Raw genomic sequence first — 17,769 nt, forward strand, 5'->3', positions numbered from 1 at the left:
GACAGAGTCCGAGGCTCGGAGCCGATGAGCCCATGGCTGATACGACCACTGCTTCACCCTCGATGATGACCGGCGCCCCGGAGTCCGAGCGCATCCAGCCGAAGCGGCTGGTTGCCTTCATCATCATGGTGTTCGGCATGTTCATGTCGATCCTGGACATCCAGATCGTCTCGGCCTCGCTGTCCGAGATCCAGGCCGGCCTGTCGGCATCCTCGACCGAAGTGTCGTGGGTGCAGACCGCCTATCTGATCGCCGAAGTGATCGCGATTCCGTTGTCCGGATTCCTGTCGCGCGCGCTTGGCACGCGGCTGTTGTTCGCGATCTCCGCGTTCGGCTTCACCGCCTCGAGCCTGCTGTGCGGCTTCGCCTCCTCGATCGAGCAGATGATCCTGTGGCGCGCGCTGCAGGGTTTTCTCGGCGCCGGCATGATCCCGACGGTGTTCGCCTCGGCCTACACGATCTTCCCGCGCACCAAATTCCACATCGTGGCGCCGATCATCGGCCTCGTCGCGACGCTGGCGCCGACCGTTGGACCGACCGTCGGCGGCTACATCACCGACCTGATGTCGTGGCACTGGCTGTTCTTCATCAACATCGTGCCCGGCGTCATCATCACGGCAGGCGTGCTGGCGCTGGTCGATTTCGACCAGCCGAACTTCGCGCTGCTCGAGCGCTTCGACTGGTGGGGGCTGATCTTCATGGGCGGCTTCCTCGGCTCGCTTGAATATGTGCTGGAGGAGGGGCCGCAATATGAGTGGCTGCAGGACACCTCGGTCGCGGTCTGCGCCGCGATTGGCTTCGTCTCGGCGGTCGCGTTCTTCTGGCGCGTCTTGACCGCGGAGGAGCCGATCGTCGATCTCTACGCCTTCAGTAACCGCAACTTCGCGGTCGGCTGCGTGCTGCAGTTCTGCATCGGCATCGGGCTCTATGGCCTGACTTATGTCTATCCGCGCTATCTCGCGGAGGTTCGCGGCTACAGCGCGCTGATGATCGGCGAGACCATGTTCGTCTCCGGCGTCACCATGTTCTTGATGGCGCCGGTGGTCGGGCGGCTGATGCAGAAGGTCGATTTGCGCTACATCATCGCCTTCGGCCTCGTGACCTTCGCGCTCGGCTCCTGGCAGATGACCTGGATCACCCGCGACTATGATTTCTACGAGCTGCTGCTGCCGCAGATCCTGCGCGGCATCGGCATGATGTGCGCCATGGTGCCGACCAACAACATCGCGCTCGCGACGTTGCCGCAGGATCGCGTCAAGAACGCCTCCGGCCTGTTCAACCTGATGCGCAACCTCGGCGGCGCGGTAGGTCTCGCCGTCATCAACGAGGTGCTCAACGACCGCACCGATCTGCACATCTCGCGGCTGCATGACCGCGTGACCTGGGGCAACACCACCGCGGTCGAGACCCTCAACATGTTCACTCAGCGCATGCAGGGCATGGGCGATTCCGCCATCATGGCGATGAAGCAGCTCTCGCAGATCGTGCACCGTCAGGCAGCAGTGATGGGCTATGGCGATGCCTTCTTCATGCTGTCGTTGTTCTATGTCGCGCTCAGCCTTCTGGTGCTGTTCGTCAACAAGCCGCCGTCGATGACCGCGAGCGGCGGCGACGCGCATTAGGTGTCATCGGTTTTCGTAGCCCGCATGAGCGAAGCGATATGCGGGACCGATCTCGGCAGTTCATCACTGAACGTGACGCGGCCCCGGATTTCGCTTCGCTCATCCGGGCTACGAAAGTGTGCCGTTGTCGCCGGGCTGAGTGCATCGCATCGGCGCGCGGGCTGCGCCCGGTCGCGTGAATAGCTGATATCGCCGACACATTGACGCACTCACGCCGATGTTACCTTGCCAATCGCGCGTGATGCATTTATAAGCAGCGCTTCCTTACTCGAACCGGGGAGATGCGCATGAAGTCGTTTATTTCGCAGATCGCGCGCCCGCGTTCGACGGTGCTGGACGCGTTTAGGCGTTAGCTCCCGGCGCTGACCGGGCCTGATCCCCGATCAGCAAAACTTCCCAACACGCTATCGACAATTTCCAGCGGCGCTCGCGGTCGGATTCTGCCCGCACGTCGCCTCAGATGGAGCCGGCACGCGCTGCAAACGCGTGGCCGGAATGTGCCATGACCTCTCTGACGACCAAGCGGCCGGCCGCAATCCGGATCGTGCTTCCCTTTGTCTTCCGCCATTGGCTGGAACAGCCGCTGCGTGCCTCCGCGGTGACGGCCGGATTCCTCGGCGCAACCGCGGCCGACCTGTTCATGCCGGTGTTTTCCGGCCATCTGGTCGACGCGCTGACCGCGGGCGCCACCAATGCGGCCGCGCGCCATGCGGCGATGCTGGCGTTCGGCGCCATCGTCGGCCTCGGCGCGCTGTCGCTGGTGCTGCGGCTGGTCGGCATCCAGACCATCGTGCCGTTCACGCTGAAGACGATGTCCGATGTCGGGCAGCAGGCCTTCATGCGGGTGCAGCGCTTCTCGACCGACTGGCACGCCAATTCGTTCGCCGGCTCCACCGTGCGCAAGATCACGCGCGGCATGTGGGCGCTCGATTTGCTGAACGACACCATCCTGATGGCGCTGCTGCCGTCGGTCGTGGTGCTGGTCGGTTCGATGATCCTGCTCGGCGTGCATTGGCCGCAGCTCGGCGCGGTGATCGCGGTCGGCTCGGTGATCTATGTCGCGATGACCATGGTGTTCCAGGTGCGCTACGTGGCGCCTGCCGCGCGCGTTTCCAATGCGTGGGACACCAAGGTCGGCGGCACGCTGGCCGACGCCCTGACCTGCAACGCGGTGGTGAAGTCGTTCGGCGCGGAGACGCGCGAGGACGTGCGGCTCGACGGCGTCATCAGCCGCTGGCGCCGACGGGTGCGGCGGACCTGGTTCCGCTACAATCACACCTCGACGGCGCAGCTCGTGGTGCTGCTGTGCTTCCGCGCCTCGGTGATCGGCGGTGCGATCCTGCTGTGGGCGCAGGGCCGCGCCACGCCGGGCGACGTCACCTATGTGCTGACCAGCTACTACATCATCCATGCCTATCTGCGCGATGTCGGCATGCACATCAACAACCTGCAGCGTTCGGTGAACGACATGGAGGAATTGGTGCAGATCCATGGCGAGCCGCTCGGCATCGTCGATGCGGATGATGCTGGGACGATCGACATCCAGGGCGGCCGCATCGTGTTCGACGACGTCACGTTTCACTATGGCGGCCACCGCCGGCCGCTCTATGACGGGCTGTCGGTCGACATCGACGCCGGCGAGCGGGTCGGCCTGGTCGGGCGCTCCGGCTCCGGCAAGACGACCTTCGTCAAGCTGGTGCAGCGGCTCTACGACGTCTCCGCTGGCCGGATCCTGATCGACGGTCAGGACATCGCCAGGGCGACGCAGCAATCGCTGCGCAGCCAGATCGCGATCGTGCAGCAGGAGCCAATCCTGTTCCACCGCACGCTGGCGGAGAACATCGCCTATGGCCGGCCGGGCGCCGGCATGGAGGCGATCGAGCAGGCGGCGCGGCTTGCCAATGCGCACGACTTCATCATGCGGCTGCCGAAGGGTTACGGCACGCTGGTGGGCGAGCGCGGCGTCAAGCTGTCGGGCGGCGAGCGGCAGCGCGTGGCGCTGGCGCGCGCCTTCCTGGCCGATGCGCCGATCCTGATCCTGGACGAGGCGACCTCGAGCCTCGATTCGGAATCCGAGGCGCTGATCCAGCAGGCGATGGAACGGTTGATGAAGGGCCGCACCTCGATCGTGATCGCGCACCGGCTGTCGACCGTGCGCAGCATGGATCGCATCCTGGTGTTCGACCGCGGCGAGATCGTCGAGCAGGGCACCCATGAGGTGCTCGCCGCGCGTCAAGGCGGCATCTATCGCGGCCTGTTCGAGCGTCAGGCGACCGAGTTCGGTCAGGCCGCGGCGGAGTGAGATGGCGCATGGCTGGAGCGTCGGTTCTGATTGGATCAGAACCGACGCTCACGCAGCGCCCGCGCTATTTCGGCGCCAGCCCGTTCCATACCAGCGCGACGCCGGACAGGAACAGCAGCAGCAGCACGACGTCGGAGAAATTGCGGTCGCTGAGCGCATGATAGAGCCGCGCACCGAGCCAGGCGCCGAGCAGCGTCCCCGGAAACGCGCACGCCACCAGCCAGGTCAGCTCTGTTTTCACCAGGCCGCTTGCGATCTGCGCGCAAAGCGCGGCCGCCAGGATCGTGAAGTTGAAGATCTGGAACACGCCGCGGCGCTGCTGCTTGCCCCAGCCGCGCACGCTGGCCCACAGGATCGGCAGCGGGCCGGACAGTCCGGCGAGGCCGCCGAGGATGCCGCCGGCAAATCCGATCGCGCCATCGGCCCATTTGCCGCCGAAGGCGATCGACATCGGCTTGCGTTGCAGGAACAACGCGGTCGGAAACACCAGCAGGAAGACGCCGATGGTCAGCTTGAAGACCTCGGGGTCGGCCCGCGCGATCAGCAGGATGCCGATCGGCACGCCCGCGAGGCCTGCGATGACGAACGGCCAGACCAGACGGAAATCGATGCTCTTCCAGATCGACGGCAAGGTCGAGAGCTGCGCGATGACCGAGCAGACCAGCACCAGCGGCACCGCGAGTGTCGGCGGCAGCACATAGAGCCAGATGCCGAGCGCCATCAGTGCGGTGCCGAAACCGGCAAGACCGGAGACGAAACCGCCGGCAAGCGCGCCGAAGAACAGGATCGCATAGCTTGCCGGGGTCATTTTTTTCTCCTTCGTCATTCCGGGATGGTCCGAAGGACCAGACCGCAGGTGCGCAATCGCGCACCGGGGAATCTCGAGATTCCGGGTTCGATGCTGGCGCATCGCCCCGGAACGACGGTGGTATTTGGCGCCACGTTTACACAACGCGTCTCGCAGGTACTATTCAAAATCACGGCTCATCAACGATAATCGGAACGGAAGCATCCCATGACTTCAGGCTCGCCTGCGAATTCGCAAAAAACCTTTCTGGTCTGTCACGGCGCCTGGTCGGCAGGCTGGGCATGGAAGAAGATGCATCCCCTGATGCAGGCCGCCGGCCATCGGCTGGTCACGCCGAGCTACACCGGGCTTGGCGAGCGCGCGCACCTTGCGCATCAAGGACTCGACCTCGAGGCGCATATCCAGGATGTGCTCAGCGTCATCAGTTACGAGGACCTGCACGACATCGTGCTGATCGGCCACTCCTATGGCGGCATGGTCGCGACCGGCGTCGCCGACCGGGTGCGCGAGCGCATCGCGCAGATGATCTATATCGACGCCTTCGTGCCGCGCGACGGCCAGTCGCTGTTCGATCTCAACGAATCGGCGATCGAGACCATGCGTGAGTTCGCGAGCGACGGCGACGGCTGGCGTATTCCGCCGATGCCGGTGCCGCCGGACACGTCGCCCGCCGACGTCGGATGGCTGAGCACGCGGCGCGTCGACATGCCGATCAAATGCTTCGAGCAGAAATTGCGGTTGAAGCACGGCGAGACCAGCCTGCCGCGCAGCTACATCTACGCCACCCGCGCCACGCAGGCCGACACGTTCGGCCAGTTCGCCCGGCGCATCAGGAACGAAGCCGGCTGGCGCTATTTCGAGATCGACGCCAGCCATTCGCCGAACGTCACCGCGCCGGAGGCGCTGATGGCGATGCTCATGGAGATTGTTTCCTGAGGCGATCTCTAGCGATCCAGATCGTATTCGTGCACGGCAATCCTCGTTCACGGACGAGATCTATCAGCGCTGCGGTGAAAGATCCGAGCGCTACGATAAAAAGTATGGCGACACCATATTCGTGCCGCAGCTGGAAATAGGTACTGACGAATGCCACGATCACCAGCAGGCACGTCGGGATGGCGCTTATTGTGGAGAACATGATAGGCGATTGAGGAGCTCGGCGCGGCGCCTCAGCCGGGGCATGTCTCTCTTACGCCCTGTTTTGGCATCATCGCCGTCCGGGACCGCATCAAGAGCTTGTATCCGGTCGGTCACGCGGTTCATGCGGGAGATCAGCGTCCGGATTGGGTTTGAGGTTCTGGCGGGCACTGATCGACTGGCGGTTGCATTGACCAATGCCGCTGAAACGCCGCGCCCTGTCCGCTTCAGCATGCGACAGACCGCGCGCAACCGCGACGGCTGGCGTATGCCGCGGGCTGCCGATGCCGCGCCGGAATCAATCAGCCGCTTGTTTGCCCGGGATCATGCACCGCGCGCGTCGCGGGCGGCTTGAGCGACCTTTGTCGCCTGCGATACGCGTCCGATCTTTGCGCCTGCAATGATCTTTCGTCGGCGTTCGCTTGGCTTCGACGCCATGCCTTCGCCCGCGGTGCCTCCTGCCGGGGGACGCGTCGTGAAGTTCGCGGCCCGGTGCAGCGCGAGGGCCTTTCGCGCTGCTTCGACATGTGCGGTCCGGGCTGCCAGATTGTGCTGACGCCTCAGCTCCGTGTTGACCCGTTTCAGCGCTGCCGCGAAGACCTGTTTTCGCTCTGACGCATGCTTGGCGGTTCCTGGAAAGCTCGTGCCGCGAGCCTCGGCCTTTCCGCGGCTCTCTCGCTGCTTTTGTCGGCCGACCGTTCGCTCCTTGTCGCGCATCTTGCGCAAGCGGAGTCGCATGGCCTCGAGCTCGCTCACCTCGACGCCGTAGATGGCGGGATGATGCGTCAGGCGGATTTCCTCATATTCTTCGTGGCTGAGGATGCTGCGTTCGAACTTGCAGGCGACCGACATTCCTATTCCTCCTCTTGATCGTCTTGAATCTCGGGGCAGAAGGACACGTCCAGCTCTGGCGGATCATAGCTGCAATGCCGCCGGATGGCCAATCTGCTACCATCCAAACCCGGGCAGCGCTTCGATCGCAGTGATCGATTGTCAAAGCACAGTGGCTCCTACTTTTCTGCTTCGTCGTCCTTGAGACGAATCCCCTCAGTGCGCAGAGCCGCAAAGAGAGCCGCGATATCTTCGGGCTCCATATTGTTGGGGCACATCCCGTTCAGTTGCTCGGTCGTGATTGTGCCGGTGCTGCTGGCGATGTCTCTTGCCTTCGCCATGATCTTCTGAAGGTCCATCTGCGATCCTCCGCGAGAGGCACACTCTACGCCCGCCACCCCATGCATGTCGCCTTTTAAGAAAGGTGGGCTGTGGCGGCACTGAAGCGATCGGTTCGCTTCGAGTTGAGATAATATCGTTCGAAGTTCGCCGTCGGAACTAGGCAGCGACCGCAACTTTGTCTCGCATGTTCGGTTGAACTGCGACATAATGAGCGCCTCGCGTGCTGGTGAGCATGGATTCATGAACCGTAGCCCCGTGCTCGTAGACCTGGCGCTTCAAGGTGGGGGATCGCACGGTGCGTTCACGTGGGGTGTCCTGGATCGGCTTCTCGAAGAACCTTGGTTTCAGATTGCGGGCATATCCGGGACATCGGCCGGAGCGATGAACGCAGCCGTGCTGGCGGATGGTTGGACCGCGGGCGGCGCTGCCGGCGCACGCGAAGCGCTTGAAAAATATTGGCGAAGCGTCTCGCGCGCCGCCGCATTCAGTCCGTTGCAACGGTCGCCGCTCGACCGCCTGATGGGACGCTGGTCGCTTGACAGCTCCCCGGCCTATCTCTTCACCGATTTGATGTCGCGGATGCTTTCACCCTACGACCTCAATCCGCTTGGCTTCAATCCGCTACGCGACATATTGAACGACAGTATCGATTTCGAGCGTCTTGCACGCGCGCCGATCAAGCTCTTCATCACCGCCACGCGCGTGCGTACGGGCCGCGGACGGATTTTTCGCAACGCGGAGATTACCGCGGAAGTCCTGCTCGCGTCGGCTTGCTTACCAACGATGTTTCGCGCGATCGAGATCGATGGCGAGCCCTATTGGGACGGCGGCTACGCGGGCAATCCCACGATTACACCGCTCGTCCGCGAGACCGACGCGCGCGACACCGTCGTCGTCCAGATCAACCCGACCGAGCGTCCGGAGCAGCCGCGCACGGCCGCTGACATTCTCAACCGGCTTAACGAGATCTCGTTCAACTCGCCGCTGGCAAAGGAGCTGCGGATGATCGCGTTGCTTCGCCAGGTCGCCGATCCCGGTACAGGGGAAGGCGCCCGCTGGGCGCAGATGAAGACGCACCGGATCAAGAGCGACATGCTCGCGACGTTCGGTTCGTCATCCAAGCTCAATGCCGAATGGGCGTTCGTGGCCAAGCTGCACGAGGAAGGGCGGCGAGCCGCCGGCGAATTCCTCGACGCCCATGGCGCCGATCTCGGTGAGCGTTCGACCGCAGATCTCGATATTCTGCTGGCGGAGTGCTGAGACGATGGGTCTTCTCGGCATTCTCGTCGGGCTTGGACTGCTGGTCTGTCTCGCTTTCCGCGGTTGGAGCGTGCTGCTGCTCGCGCCGCTCTGTGCGCTGGTGGCCGCAGCCTTCGGTGGCGAGCCGCTGCTTGCCAACTGGACGCAGACCTTCATGGGTAGTGCGTCGGAGTTTCTCGCGCAGTTCTTTCCTATTTTTCTGCTTGGCGCCGTGTTCGGAAAGCTCATGGATGACAGCGGCGCGGTCGCTGCGGTCGCGGGCTTCATCTCCCGGTGCCTGGGCGAACGCCGGATCATCCTTGCGGTCGTGCTCGCAGGCGCACTGGTCACCTATGGCGGCGTCAGCCTGTTCGTCGCCTTCTTTGTCATCGTTCCGATGGCGCAGTCGCTGTTTCGCACGGCGGGGATTCCACGTCGTCTGGTACCGGCGGCGGTCATTCTCGGGACTTCGACCTTCACCATGTCGGCGCTGCCGGGCACGCCGTCGATACAGAATGCGATACCGATGCCTTTCTTCGGCACGACCCCCTTTGCCGCACCGGGCCTCGGCGTTGTCGCCTCGATCATCATGCTGAGCGTCGGGCTGTGGTGGCTGCTTCGCGCGGAGAAGGCAGCGCATCGCGCAAAAGAGGGGTATGGCGACGAGCCGCCGGTTCCGGCGGATGCAGCCGACGACGAGCTGTTGCGCGAGCGGGCTACGACGGCGCGAGAATTCGACCCGGCGGAGCTCCGCCACGGATATCACAGCGATGCCGCTGTCCCGATTTTCAACGCCATCCTTCCCCTGATCGTCGTCGTCGCCGTCAATCTGGTGATGTCGCTGGTTGTGCTGCCTCGGCTTGATTTCTCGTTCCTGGCCGAACAGCGGTGGGGAAATACATCACTGGCTGCCGTGGCCGGTGTCTGGTCAGTTGTCGTGGCGTTGGCGGGAGCGATCGTGACGGTCATCCTCTGCAACTGGACGCGGCTGCCCGCACTGCGACGAACGATGGATGCCGGTGCCAACGCGTCGGTCCTGCCGGCGCTGAGCGTCGCAAGCCTTGTCGGATTCGGCGCCGTTATCGCCTCGCTTCCCGCCTTCGGCGTGGTGCGGGACTGGGTGTTGCGAATTGAAGGCGGTCCATTGGTGTCGCTCGCGGTCGCGACGAACATCCTTGCGGCGCTGACGGGGTCGGCTTCCGGCGGCTTGACGATCGCGCTCGATGCGCTGGGACGGACCTATATGGACCTTGCCGCGGAGGCGGGTATTGACCCCGGCCTGTTGCATCGCGTCGCGGTGATCGGTTCGGGAACGCTGGACATTCTACCTCACAACGGCGCTGTCGTTAGCCTGCTTGCGATCTGTGGGCTCAAGCATCGCGATAGCTATCTCGACATTGTCATGGTCGGCATTGTGAGTTCTGTCATTGCTCTCGCAGCGGTGATTGCGATCGGCACCGCATTCGGGTCGTTCTGACGCAAGACGATGGTTGGCTCTACTTCCCGCCGGCGCGCGTAGCTGGAACGACGTTGATCTGAAACTGGCGAGGGGCCCGGCGTGTCGCGCCGAGCCCCTCATGGTCCATCTTCAAGACGCGTTTTCTTCACGCGAACCGGAAATCCACTTCGCTCGAAAACGCTTTAGAATATCAGCCGGCCTGTAAGCCGGGTTCTGTAGGGCACCATTCTCGCGAATGGTACGCGACGGCCATTCCTCTGGGACAAGGTTTGCACCTTGCCTCGGGCAACCTACCCGGACAGCGGGCCTGACATCGCCCTGCGGTGTTATCGCGCGTGTGCGAACTAACCGCGTTGCCGTCCCTATTCGGTTTTGCTCCCGGTGTGGTTTGCCATGCCATCTCCGTTGCCGGAAACGCGGTGCGCTCTTACCGCACCTTTTCACCCTTACTTCCTCCGAGGAGGGAGCGGTTCGTTCTCTGTGGCACTTTCCCTGGGGTCGCCCCCGCCGGATGTTATCCGGCACCGCATGTCGATGGAGCCCGGACTTTCCTCCCCCGCGGCCTTTCGGCGCTTGCGGGAGCGGCCGTCCGGCCGACTGACGGGTTACGCATGCGGGCTTTGGCCGCCCGCGTCAAGCGATTGCGATGGTTAACCTTGGCCTGGCGCCCGGCTGGCCCTTGATTTTGACATTCGCGGAGGAAAGGCCTTTGATATCGATTTGATCGATCCAAAGCTCGAGGTGCCATGGATACCGAACTGGCCCGGACGTTCCTGACGGTGGTGAGCGCCGGCAACTTCATCACCGCGGCGGAGCGGCTGCATGTCAGCCAGTCGACCGTCAGCACCCGCATCCACACGCTCGAGCAGCAGCTCGGCTGCGTGCTGTTCGTACGCAACAAGGCCGGCACCACGTTGACGCCGGCCGGCCGGCAGTTTCAGCGCCACGCCTCGGTGCTGGTCCGCACCGTCGAGCAGGCGCGCCATGATGTCGGAATCCCCAAGGGATTTTCCGCGACGCTGGTGGTCGGCGGCCGCATCGGACTTTGGGAAGAGTATCTGCTGCGCTGGCTGCCGCTGATGACGCGGGCGCATCCCGACATCTCGATCCGCGCCGAGAGCGCGCTCGAGCCCGAGCTGATGCAGGGGCTGGTCGAGGGACGCATCGACATTTGCGTGATGTACACGCCGCAGAGTCGCCCCGGCCTCAAGGTCGAGCAGCTGTTCGAGGAGCAGCTCATCCTGGTGTCGACCGATCCGAAAAGCGCACCGGAGCCGGGACCGGGCTATGTCTATGTCGATTGGGGCCCCGAATTCTACGCGCGTCACGCCACGCTGTTTCCGAATTTCGCCGGCCCCGCGCTGACGGTGAATATCGGCTGGCTCGGATTGCAGCATCTTTTGGAGAATGGCGGCTCTGGCTTCTTCGCGCGTCGTATCGTGGAGCCGCTCCTGAAGGCGCGGCGGCTGCACGCCGTCGCCGGCGCACCTGGCTTTGCGATGCCCGCCTATGTCGCCTATCCGGCTGACAGCCAGGACGATCATCTGGCGCGCGCGGTCGAGACCATGCATCGGCTTGCCGCGTCGCAGGTTAATGCGAGCGCGGACCTGCCGCGGGCCAGGCCTGCCGCGCGGCGGCGGCGCTGACCGCGATTTCTATCGGCATCTCCGATCGATTCCATCGGCTTTCTTCGCTTGTCAGCGCAAACGTCCGCGTTCACAGCAGGATCGGGATCAGCAGGAGGTCAAACGATGGATATTGCGGCAGAAGTGGGAGACGCGTTGCTCAAGGGAGCCTCCGACGCGATCGTTGCGACCGATGTCGAAGGCCGTATCACCTTGTGGAATCCCGGCGCGGTCAGGATGTTCGGCTTCAGCGCCGAGGAGGCGATCGGACAATCGCTCGATTTGATCATTCCGGAGAATCTGCGCGCGCGTCACTGGGCCGGCTTCCGGCACACGATGGCGACCGGGACGAGCCGCTACGGTCAGGGCGATCTGCTGTCGGTGCCGGCGCTGACCAGGCACAGGACGCGCATCTCCGTCGAATTCACCATCGAGATGCTGCACGATGCGGCGCACAAGGTCGCCGGCACCGTCGCGGTGATGCGCGACGTGACCAAGCGTTTCGAGGAGCTCAAGGAGTTGCGGCGCCGCGCCGCGCAGCAGGCCGCGACATCGTCGTAAAGGCTGGGAAGCCATGCCGTCATTGCGAGGAGCTCGCGACAAAATTGCGAAGCAATTTTGCGCTGAAGCGACGAAGCAATCCATCGCTCCGCACATGCGACAGATGGATAGCTTCGCGGAGCCTGTCATCGGGCGCGCGTTCGCGCGACCCGGTGGCTCGCAGTGACGCGGATCAAGCTACAAGCAAATGTCAGGTTCTCGGTCATCCCCTCCGGAGCCGATCACGGCCGCTGGAGCTACTTTCCCGATCGCAGGCGGGTCTCCGCCAGCGCGGTCACAAGGCCGATGACCAGCATCGAGGCCACGATGTCGGCTTCCGCACCGAAACCAAATGCGATCACCGTCGCTGCGGCGACCGCCGCAAGGATCGCGATGGTCAGCCCTTCGTCGGCGATCAGCTGACGCAACGCCTTCAGGCGCGTGATGCCCCGTTGCATTGCCTCCTCACACGCCGAGCGGATTGCCGCCCGCGGCGATGTTCGAGGCGACCTGACCGGCGTGGTGGCGCGGTTTCGCCACGATCCGACTGCGCAGGATTCGGTACAGCATCAACAGCAGGAGCCGGGAAAGGCGTGTGGCGGTCTGCGGCAGTGGTGTCATGGCGAAGTCCTCCGGCCATTCGAAGGCTACGCGCTGCCATGAATTTAACAAACGAATAATATTCGCGATTACTATCGGATTATCCGATATAAGTTGGCTCCGCGGCCCGCCGGGCCGGTGAGACATTCACGCCGGGCGGCCAAAATAATTTATCCTGACGATGTCGTCCTGCGTGTCGCCCGTTCGACTGGGTGTCGGCGATCCAGCCGATCAAGAGGAGTTCTCAAGATGCAATATCTGTTGCTGATCTACCGGAGCGACGCGGAATATGGCCGCATGAGTGCCGACGACCGCAAGGCCCTGTCGGCGGAATATGGCGTCTACACCCAGTCCATCATCCAGAGCGGACACTTCAAGGCGGGTGACGGGCTGCAGCCGGTGTCGACCGCGACCACCGTTCGGGTGCGCGACGGCAAGACGCTGACAACCGACGGGCCGTTTGCGGAAACCCGCGAACAACTCGGCGGCTATTATCTGGTCGATGCCAAGGATCTCGACACAGCGCTCGGCCTCGCGGCGCGGATTCCCGGCGCCAAGACCGGCTCGATCGAAGTCAGGCCGGTGATGATCTACGACAAGTGATGGTTTCGTCGTTCCGGGGCGTGCGAAGCGCGAACCCGGAACCTCGAGATTCCGGGTTCGATGCTTCGCATCGCCCCGGAATGACGGTGAGACCATGACCCCCAGCCAGATCGAAAAAGTGTTTCGCGACGAGGCGGGCCGGGCGCTCGCAACGCTGATCCGTCTCGTCGGCGATTTCGACCTGGCCGAAGATGCGCTTCAGGATGCTTTTGCCGTGGCGCTGCAGCGCTGGCCGATCGGCGAATTCCCCTCCAATCCGCGTGCCTGGCTGGTCAATGTCGGCCGCAACAAGGCGATCGACCGCGTTCGCCGCGCGGCGACGTTTCACGGCAAGCAGCAGGAACTGACGCATCAGATCCTGCTCGATGCAGAGTCCTCGCCCGAGCCGGCCGATGCAACGCTCGACGACGACATGCTGCGGCTGATCTTCACCTGCTGCCATCCGTCGTTTGGGGCGGAGGTCCAGGTCGCGCTGACCTTGCGCACGGTGTGCGGGCTGACGACGGTCGAGGTCGCGCGCGCCTTCCTGGTGAGCGAGGACGCCATGGCGCAGCGCCTCTTGCGCGCCAAGCAAAAGATAAAACTCGCCGGCATTCCCTATGAGGTGCCGGAGCGTGAGGCGCTGGAGCCGCGCCTCACCGGCGTGCTCGCGGTGATCTACCTCGTCTTCACCGAAGGTTATGCGGCGACCGCCGGCGAGGATCTGATGCGGCCCGATCTTGCCCGCGAGGCGATCCGGCTGGCGCGGCTGATCGATGCGCTGATACCGGCGCGCGGCGAGATCAAGGGGCTGTTGGCGCTGATGCTGCTGCATGATGCGCGCCGCGCCGGCCGCCAGACCGCCGGCGGCGATATCGTGCTGCTCGAGGAGCAGGACCGTTCGCTGTGGGATTTCCAGCAGATCGCCGAAGGCCTCGAACTGGTCGAGGAGGCGCTGCGGATGCCGGGCCGGCCGCAGTCCTACGCCGTGCAGGCGGCGATCGCCGCGCTGCACGCGCGGGCGCCGAGTTACAAGGACACCGACTGGCCGCAGATCGCCGGTCTTTACGAGGTGCTGCTGCGCATCAGCCCGTCGCCGGTGATCGAGCTCAATCACGCCGCCGCGGTGTCGATGGTCGATGGTCCGGCGCGCGCGCTCGACCTGATCGACGCGCTGGACGCGCGCGGCACTTTGAAGGGATATGACCAGCTGCCCGCGGTGCGCGCCGACCTGCTGCGCCGCCTCGGCCGCAAGGATGAAGCGCGGCAGGCCTATCTCGCCGCAACGGCAGCCACGCAACTCGAACCGCTGCGCCGGCTCTATGCGCGGCGCATCGCCGAGATGGGGTGACGCACCCCATCTCTTGCGTGGCCAGTGACGGCGCGCCATTCATCCACGATGGTCAGCGCGCCGTGAGGCGTTGAGCGTGCTCAGTACCCTGTCTTTGCCTTGGCGCCGGTGCTCGATTGCCCGGTCGTCGTCCCCTTCGACATGCCGGTCGTGGTGCCGGGTGCCATCTTCTTCTGCGCGTGATGGACCTTCTGGGTCTTGTGATGGGTCGACGACATGGTCTTGCTTTGGGTCGACATAGCGCCAGCGGCTGCCGGAGCGACAATGAGGCCGACGGCGGCGGCTCCTGCGATCAGTGCTTTGAACATGGACGAATCTCCACTCGGACCGCCCCACCTACAAAGACCGCTCATGCCGAAAAGTTCCAACGTGCACGCACACTTGGCCGGTAAATGCACCGCTCCTCGCGACGACGGACGGAGGCCAGCCTAGCTCGACGCGACCACCGTCGCCGCATCCGGCGGCAGGCTCTCGAGCAGCGCGTGCAGTGTGGCCATGGTGGAACGGTCGGCGATCCCGTCGATGCGCTCCGGGCGGAAGTGGCGCTGGAAGGCGGTGACGACCTCCATGGTCGGGCCGTCGAACTTGCCGTTGGTCGGGATGTTGTAGCCGTAGCGCCGGAACGCGGCCTGCATGTTGGAGACGCTGTCGCTGATCGCACCGAGCTGCAGCGCGTCGCCGCGCACGATCGGCGCCGGCTGCACCCAGTGCCCGACGCCGGAATTGGCCAGCGAGTGCCACGGGAATTTCTCGCCGGGATCCTTCTTGCGCGCCGGTGCCACGTCGGAATGGCCGAGCACGCGATGCGGGACCACCTTGCGGCGAAGCATGATGCCGCGGCACAGCGCGATGACAGCCGCGATCTGGCGCAGCGGAAAATCCGGATAGCCCCAATCGTGGCCGCGATTGACGATCTCGACGCCGATCGAGCAGGAGTTGATGTCGTCATCGCCAGCCCACGCGGACACGCCGGCGTGCCAGGCGCGCTTGCTCTCCGGCACGCACTGCACGATGCGGCCGTCCTCGAGCACGATGTAGTGCGCCGAGACCTCGGTGCCGGCCGTGCACAGCTGGGTGATCGCACCCTCGACGTCGGGCATGCCGGTGTAGTGCAGCACGATCATGTCGGGTTGCCGGCCATTGGCGCGATCGCCGAAGTTCGCCGACGGGATCACGTCGGAGGCGATCGAGGAATCCGGCGTGAACGTCTTCGCGTCCGCCACCCCCTTTGGAACAGGGAGGGCGCGCTGACGCTTCGAATCAGCGTTGCCGGACGAAGACGAACTTGAAGCCATACGAATCACTCAAACCCGAACCAGGAGAAAGCATTTTGACATATGGATAAACAAATAGGCGTTTACTATTCCTTTACCGTGCGGGCCGCGCAATCGACCCCTGCCGGTTCCACGATCCGCATGATGCGCTGCGCCATTGTGCCCGGAGCGGGTCGCGAGGGTATCACTCGAATGCGGATCAAAGCCGCGCGATTCCGCTAACCGATCATCAACGTTTTCTTAACGTTAAGTGCCGTTACTGAGAGGTGAAGTGCCGAACCGGTTTCGGGGGACGGCCAAAGGACGCTGAGCCCCGCTGTTTGCGCGAAATCCCATGGAAACCCTCCCAATTCCGGTCGGATATCAGGATTTGCGGCCGAGAACGGGAGTTGGCGCTGGCGTCACGCAGCGGCTTTTTCACGCGTTTTCGAGCGAAGTGGATACCGGTTCGCGTGAAGAAAACGCGTCAAGACAGGAATCCAGAGCCCCGTTCCGATCCAATCGGAACGAAGAAGGCTCTGGGCGCGAGGATTCGAGGCGCAATGAGTCGGCGCGCACTCAGCTTGCATGCCAGTTACGCGGCCCCGCCCGGGAGCGGCGCATGAGCGAGCGTGCGCCGCGTCACATTTCGGTGCTGGGCCGCGAGGCGGTCGCGCATCTCGCTCCGCGCGCCGGCGGCATTTATGTCGACGCCACCTTTGGTGCCGGCGGCTACAGCCGGGCGATCCTCGATGTCGCCGAGACCCGCGTGATCGGCATCGACCGCGACCGCACCGCGATAACCGGCGGCTTCGATCTGGTCGACGGCGCGGGCGGTCGGCTGACGCTGGTCGAGGACCGCTTCTCCAACCTCGCCGAGGTCTGCGCGTCGCGCGGGGTGGATAAGGTCGACGGCGTCGTGATGGATGTCGGCGTCTCCTCGATGCAGCTCGACCAGGCCGAACGCGGCTTCTCATTCCGGCTCGGCGGTCCGCTCGACATGCGGATGGCCCAGAGCGGCCCGACCGCGGCCGACGTGGTCGCGACCGCTTCCGAGAAACAACTCGCCGACATCATCTATATCTTCGGCGAGGAGCGGCATTCGCGCGGCGTCGCCCGCGCCATCGTCGCCGCGCGCAAGGACGCGCCGATCACGACGACCGACGCGCTTGCCGATATCGTCGCGAAGGTCGTGCGCGCCAAGCCGAACGAGATCCATCCGGCGACGCGGGCCTTTCAGGCGCTGCGCATCTTCGTCAATGAAGAACTCGATGAACTGCACGAGGCGCTCGCAGCGGCCGAGCGCGTGCTGAAGCCGGGCGGCCGGCTCGTCGTGGTTTCGTTCCATTCGCTGGAAGACCGCATCGTCAAGAATTTCCTCAGCCTGCGCGGCAAGGTCTCCGCCGGCTCGCGGCATTTGCCCGAGGTGGCGCAAGCGGCGCCGAGCTTTCAGATCCTGACCAAGCGTCCGGTGACGCCTGATGAGGCCGAGCTTGCCGCCAATCCGCGCGCGCGATCGGCCAAGCTGCGTGCCGCCGAGCGCACCGCGGCGCCGGTGCACGCCGACGACGAGCTGCCGTCATGGCCGCGGCTGTCCGACCTGAAGCGGGGAGGGTGACGATGCGCCTTCTCCATCTCCTCGTCATCGGCATGCTGATCTTCGCGGCGTCCTATGTCTACCGCATCAAGATGGAATCAACCGCGCGCGTCGAACGCGTGCTGCAGCTCAATGCCGAGATCCGCGAGCAGCGCAATGCGATCGCCGCGTTGCGCGCCGAATGGGCCAAGCTCGATGCGCCGCTCCGGCTGCAGGGCCTTGCCGAACGCCATCTGCCGCTGAAGCCGGTCAACGCCAACCAGTACGATTCCCTGAAGAACCTGCCGGAACGGCCGCCGAGCTTCACGCGGCCCGGTTCGCGCGATCCGATCGGCGCGATGATCGATACCATCGAGGCCGCCGCGGCGCCCGACAGCACCACCGGATCGATCGACAAGGCGGCGACCGACCAGCCGGCCGCCGACCAGCCTGCGCCCGACGACTCCGGGCAGGGCGGGGGAGACCAGCAATGACGGGACCA

At 64.4% G+C, this 17,769-nt stretch carries 19 protein-coding genes and 1 other RNA gene; 11 read left to right on the plus strand and 9 right to left on the minus strand.

Going from position 1 to position 17,769, the window contains the following annotated elements:
* Window positions 1-32: 32 nt before the first annotated feature.
* Together J2R80_RS18280 and J2R80_RS18285 are read left to right on the plus strand one after the other, a co-directional pair.
* The gene (locus tag J2R80_RS18280) at window positions 33-1,622 is read left to right on the plus strand and encodes a DHA2 family efflux MFS transporter permease subunit (RefSeq protein ID WP_168859079.1); all 1,590 of its coding nucleotides are present in this window, start codon (window positions 33-35) and stop codon (window positions 1,620-1,622) included.
* Between the two features lie 502 nt (window positions 1,623-2,124).
* Window positions 2,125-3,924, plus strand: a complete 1,800-nt coding sequence (locus tag J2R80_RS18285) for an ABC transporter ATP-binding protein (RefSeq protein ID WP_168859078.1) — start codon at window positions 2,125-2,127, stop codon at window positions 3,922-3,924.
* A 64-nt stretch (window positions 3,925-3,988) separates the two neighbouring features.
* On the opposite strand, the gene J2R80_RS18290 is transcribed toward J2R80_RS18285, so the two are convergent.
* Window positions 3,989-4,732: a sulfite exporter TauE/SafE family protein gene (locus J2R80_RS18290; RefSeq protein WP_168859077.1), complete on the minus strand. Its 744-nt coding sequence runs from the start codon at window positions 4,730-4,732 to the stop codon at window positions 3,989-3,991.
* Window positions 4,733-4,939: 207 nt separating this feature from the next.
* Between J2R80_RS18290 and J2R80_RS18295 the strand changes: the two genes are divergently transcribed.
* Window positions 4,940-5,668, plus strand: coding sequence for an alpha/beta fold hydrolase (locus J2R80_RS18295; protein ID WP_168859076.1), 729 nt, complete (start codon window positions 4,940-4,942; stop codon window positions 5,666-5,668).
* Here the strand turns inward: J2R80_RS18295 and J2R80_RS43690 are convergent.
* From J2R80_RS43690 to J2R80_RS18305, 3 genes are all read right to left on the minus strand, one after another.
* The gene (locus J2R80_RS43690; RefSeq protein ID WP_168859075.1) at window positions 5,649-5,870 is read right to left on the minus strand and encodes a DUF2721 domain-containing protein; all 222 of its coding nucleotides are present in this window, start codon (window positions 5,868-5,870) and stop codon (window positions 5,649-5,651) included. The genes J2R80_RS18295 and J2R80_RS43690 overlap by 20 nt on opposite strands.
* A 323-nt stretch (window positions 5,871-6,193) precedes the next feature.
* On the minus strand, window positions 6,194-6,721 hold the full coding sequence (locus tag J2R80_RS18300) for a hypothetical protein (protein WP_253639066.1): 528 nt from the start codon (window positions 6,719-6,721) through the stop codon (window positions 6,194-6,196).
* Window positions 6,722-6,879: 158 nt separating this feature from the next.
* On the minus strand, window positions 6,880-7,059 hold the full coding sequence (locus J2R80_RS18305) for a hypothetical protein (protein ID WP_057014983.1): 180 nt from the start codon (window positions 7,057-7,059) through the stop codon (window positions 6,880-6,882).
* 223 nt (window positions 7,060-7,282) lie between these two features.
* Between J2R80_RS18305 and J2R80_RS18310 the strand changes: the two genes are divergently transcribed.
* Together J2R80_RS18310 and J2R80_RS18315 are read left to right on the plus strand one after the other, a co-directional pair.
* Complete coding sequence (locus tag J2R80_RS18310; protein WP_057014984.1) at window positions 7,283-8,302, plus strand: patatin-like phospholipase family protein; 1,020 nt, start codon at window positions 7,283-7,285, stop codon at window positions 8,300-8,302.
* 4 nt (window positions 8,303-8,306) lie between these two features.
* Window positions 8,307-9,758: a GntP family permease gene (locus tag J2R80_RS18315; RefSeq protein WP_057014985.1), complete on the plus strand. Its 1,452-nt coding sequence runs from the start codon at window positions 8,307-8,309 to the stop codon at window positions 9,756-9,758.
* A gap of 168 nt (window positions 9,759-9,926) precedes the next feature.
* On the opposite strand, the gene rnpB is transcribed toward J2R80_RS18315, so the two are convergent.
* An RNA gene (gene rnpB / locus J2R80_RS18320) (RNase P RNA component class A) lies at window positions 9,927-10,341 on the minus strand.
* Between the two features lie 145 nt (window positions 10,342-10,486).
* Here rnpB and J2R80_RS18325 point away from each other — a divergent pair.
* Window positions 10,487-11,386, plus strand: a complete 900-nt coding sequence (locus J2R80_RS18325) for a LysR family transcriptional regulator (protein WP_253639067.1) — start codon at window positions 10,487-10,489, stop codon at window positions 11,384-11,386.
* Between the two features lie 105 nt (window positions 11,387-11,491).
* Complete coding sequence (locus J2R80_RS18330; RefSeq protein WP_168859072.1) at window positions 11,492-11,926, plus strand: PAS domain S-box protein; 435 nt, start codon at window positions 11,492-11,494, stop codon at window positions 11,924-11,926.
* A gap of 236 nt (window positions 11,927-12,162) precedes the next feature.
* Here the strand turns inward: J2R80_RS18330 and J2R80_RS18335 are convergent, their stop codons facing one another.
* On the minus strand, window positions 12,163-12,363 hold the full coding sequence (locus J2R80_RS18335) for a hypothetical protein (protein ID WP_057014987.1): 201 nt from the start codon (window positions 12,361-12,363) through the stop codon (window positions 12,163-12,165).
* A 7-nt stretch (window positions 12,364-12,370) separates the two neighbouring features.
* The gene (locus J2R80_RS18340) at window positions 12,371-12,526 is read right to left on the minus strand and encodes a hypothetical protein (RefSeq protein WP_168859071.1); all 156 of its coding nucleotides are present in this window, start codon (window positions 12,524-12,526) and stop codon (window positions 12,371-12,373) included.
* Window positions 12,527-12,754: 228 nt separating this feature from the next.
* On the opposite strand from J2R80_RS18340, the gene J2R80_RS18345 reads away from it, so the two are divergent.
* Together J2R80_RS18345 and J2R80_RS18350 are read left to right on the plus strand one after the other, a co-directional pair.
* Window positions 12,755-13,108 (plus strand): YciI family protein, encoded by a 354-nt coding sequence (locus J2R80_RS18345; protein WP_168859070.1) that lies wholly within the window; start codon window positions 12,755-12,757, stop codon window positions 13,106-13,108.
* 94 nt (window positions 13,109-13,202) lie between these two features.
* Window positions 13,203-14,438 (plus strand): RNA polymerase sigma factor, encoded by a 1,236-nt coding sequence (locus J2R80_RS18350; RefSeq protein ID WP_168859069.1) that lies wholly within the window; start codon window positions 13,203-13,205, stop codon window positions 14,436-14,438.
* Window positions 14,439-14,518: 80 nt separating this feature from the next.
* Here J2R80_RS18350 and J2R80_RS18355 read toward each other — a convergent pair whose 3' ends face one another.
* Both J2R80_RS18355 and J2R80_RS18360 read right to left on the minus strand, forming a co-directional pair.
* On the minus strand, window positions 14,519-14,746 hold the full coding sequence (locus tag J2R80_RS18355) for a hypothetical protein (RefSeq protein ID WP_016840052.1): 228 nt from the start codon (window positions 14,744-14,746) through the stop codon (window positions 14,519-14,521).
* Between the two features lie 120 nt (window positions 14,747-14,866).
* Entirely contained in the window at window positions 14,867-15,733 is an 867-nt protein-coding gene (locus tag J2R80_RS18360) for an N-acetylmuramoyl-L-alanine amidase (protein WP_076824121.1), read from the minus strand.
* Window positions 15,734-16,313: 580 nt separating this feature from the next.
* On the opposite strand from J2R80_RS18360, the gene rsmH reads away from it, so the two are divergent.
* Window positions 16,314-17,309, plus strand: a complete 996-nt coding sequence (gene rsmH / locus J2R80_RS18365; protein WP_168859068.1) for a 16S rRNA (cytosine(1402)-N(4))-methyltransferase RsmH — start codon at window positions 16,314-16,316, stop codon at window positions 17,307-17,309.
* A 2-nt stretch (window positions 17,310-17,311) separates the two neighbouring features.
* Window positions 17,312-17,761 carry a hypothetical protein gene (locus J2R80_RS18370; protein ID WP_035632058.1) on the plus strand — a complete coding sequence of 150 codons (450 nt, stop codon included), beginning with the start codon at window positions 17,312-17,314 and terminating at the stop codon, window positions 17,759-17,761.
* The last annotated feature ends 8 nt before the right edge of the window (window positions 17,762-17,769 follow it).

The sequence above is a fragment of the Bradyrhizobium sp. USDA 4541 genome, from assembly GCF_024171085.1.
In the GTDB taxonomy this organism is placed as follows: Bacteria; Pseudomonadota; Alphaproteobacteria; order Rhizobiales; family Xanthobacteraceae; genus Bradyrhizobium; species Bradyrhizobium australafricanum.

What these genes read in the sequence shown, in the direction of transcription:
- J2R80_RS18280 (WP_168859079.1), top strand. Translation starts at nt 33, where the DNA reads ATGGCTGATACGACCACTGCTTCACCCTCGATGATGACCGGCGCCCCG.
- J2R80_RS18325 (WP_253639067.1), top strand. Translation starts at nt 10,487, where the DNA reads ATGGATACCGAACTGGCCCGGACGTTCCTGACGGTGGTGAGCGCCGGC.
- J2R80_RS18300 (WP_253639066.1), bottom strand. Translation starts at nt 6,721, where the DNA reads ATGTCGGTCGCCTGCAAGTTCGAACGCAGCATCCTCAGCCACGAAGAA.
- J2R80_RS18355 (WP_016840052.1), bottom strand. Translation starts at nt 14,746, where the DNA reads ATGTTCAAAGCACTGATCGCAGGAGCCGCCGCCGTCGGCCTCATTGTC.
- J2R80_RS18370 (WP_035632058.1), top strand. Translation starts at nt 17,312, where the DNA reads ATGCGCCTTCTCCATCTCCTCGTCATCGGCATGCTGATCTTCGCGGCG.
- J2R80_RS18290 (WP_168859077.1), bottom strand. Translation starts at nt 4,732, where the DNA reads ATGACCCCGGCAAGCTATGCGATCCTGTTCTTCGGCGCGCTTGCCGGC.
- rsmH (WP_168859068.1), top strand. Translation starts at nt 16,314, where the DNA reads ATGAGCGAGCGTGCGCCGCGTCACATTTCGGTGCTGGGCCGCGAGGCG.
- J2R80_RS43690 (WP_168859075.1), bottom strand. Translation starts at nt 5,870, where the DNA reads ATGTTCTCCACAATAAGCGCCATCCCGACGTGCCTGCTGGTGATCGTG.
- J2R80_RS18315 (WP_057014985.1), top strand. Translation starts at nt 8,307, where the DNA reads ATGGGTCTTCTCGGCATTCTCGTCGGGCTTGGACTGCTGGTCTGTCTC.
- J2R80_RS18360 (WP_076824121.1), bottom strand. Translation starts at nt 15,733, where the DNA reads ATGGCTTCAAGTTCGTCTTCGTCCGGCAACGCTGATTCGAAGCGTCAG.
- J2R80_RS18335 (WP_057014987.1), bottom strand. Translation starts at nt 12,363, where the DNA reads ATGCAACGGGGCATCACGCGCCTGAAGGCGTTGCGTCAGCTGATCGCC.
- J2R80_RS18350 (WP_168859069.1), top strand. Translation starts at nt 13,203, where the DNA reads ATGACCCCCAGCCAGATCGAAAAAGTGTTTCGCGACGAGGCGGGCCGG.
- J2R80_RS18330 (WP_168859072.1), top strand. Translation starts at nt 11,492, where the DNA reads ATGGATATTGCGGCAGAAGTGGGAGACGCGTTGCTCAAGGGAGCCTCC.
- J2R80_RS18285 (WP_168859078.1), top strand. Translation starts at nt 2,125, where the DNA reads ATGACCTCTCTGACGACCAAGCGGCCGGCCGCAATCCGGATCGTGCTT.
- J2R80_RS18340 (WP_168859071.1), bottom strand. Translation starts at nt 12,526, where the DNA reads ATGACACCACTGCCGCAGACCGCCACACGCCTTTCCCGGCTCCTGCTG.
- J2R80_RS18295 (WP_168859076.1), top strand. Translation starts at nt 4,940, where the DNA reads ATGACTTCAGGCTCGCCTGCGAATTCGCAAAAAACCTTTCTGGTCTGT.
- J2R80_RS18345 (WP_168859070.1), top strand. Translation starts at nt 12,755, where the DNA reads ATGCAATATCTGTTGCTGATCTACCGGAGCGACGCGGAATATGGCCGC.
- J2R80_RS18310 (WP_057014984.1), top strand. Translation starts at nt 7,283, where the DNA reads ATGAACCGTAGCCCCGTGCTCGTAGACCTGGCGCTTCAAGGTGGGGGA.
- J2R80_RS18305 (WP_057014983.1), bottom strand. Translation starts at nt 7,059, where the DNA reads ATGGACCTTCAGAAGATCATGGCGAAGGCAAGAGACATCGCCAGCAGC.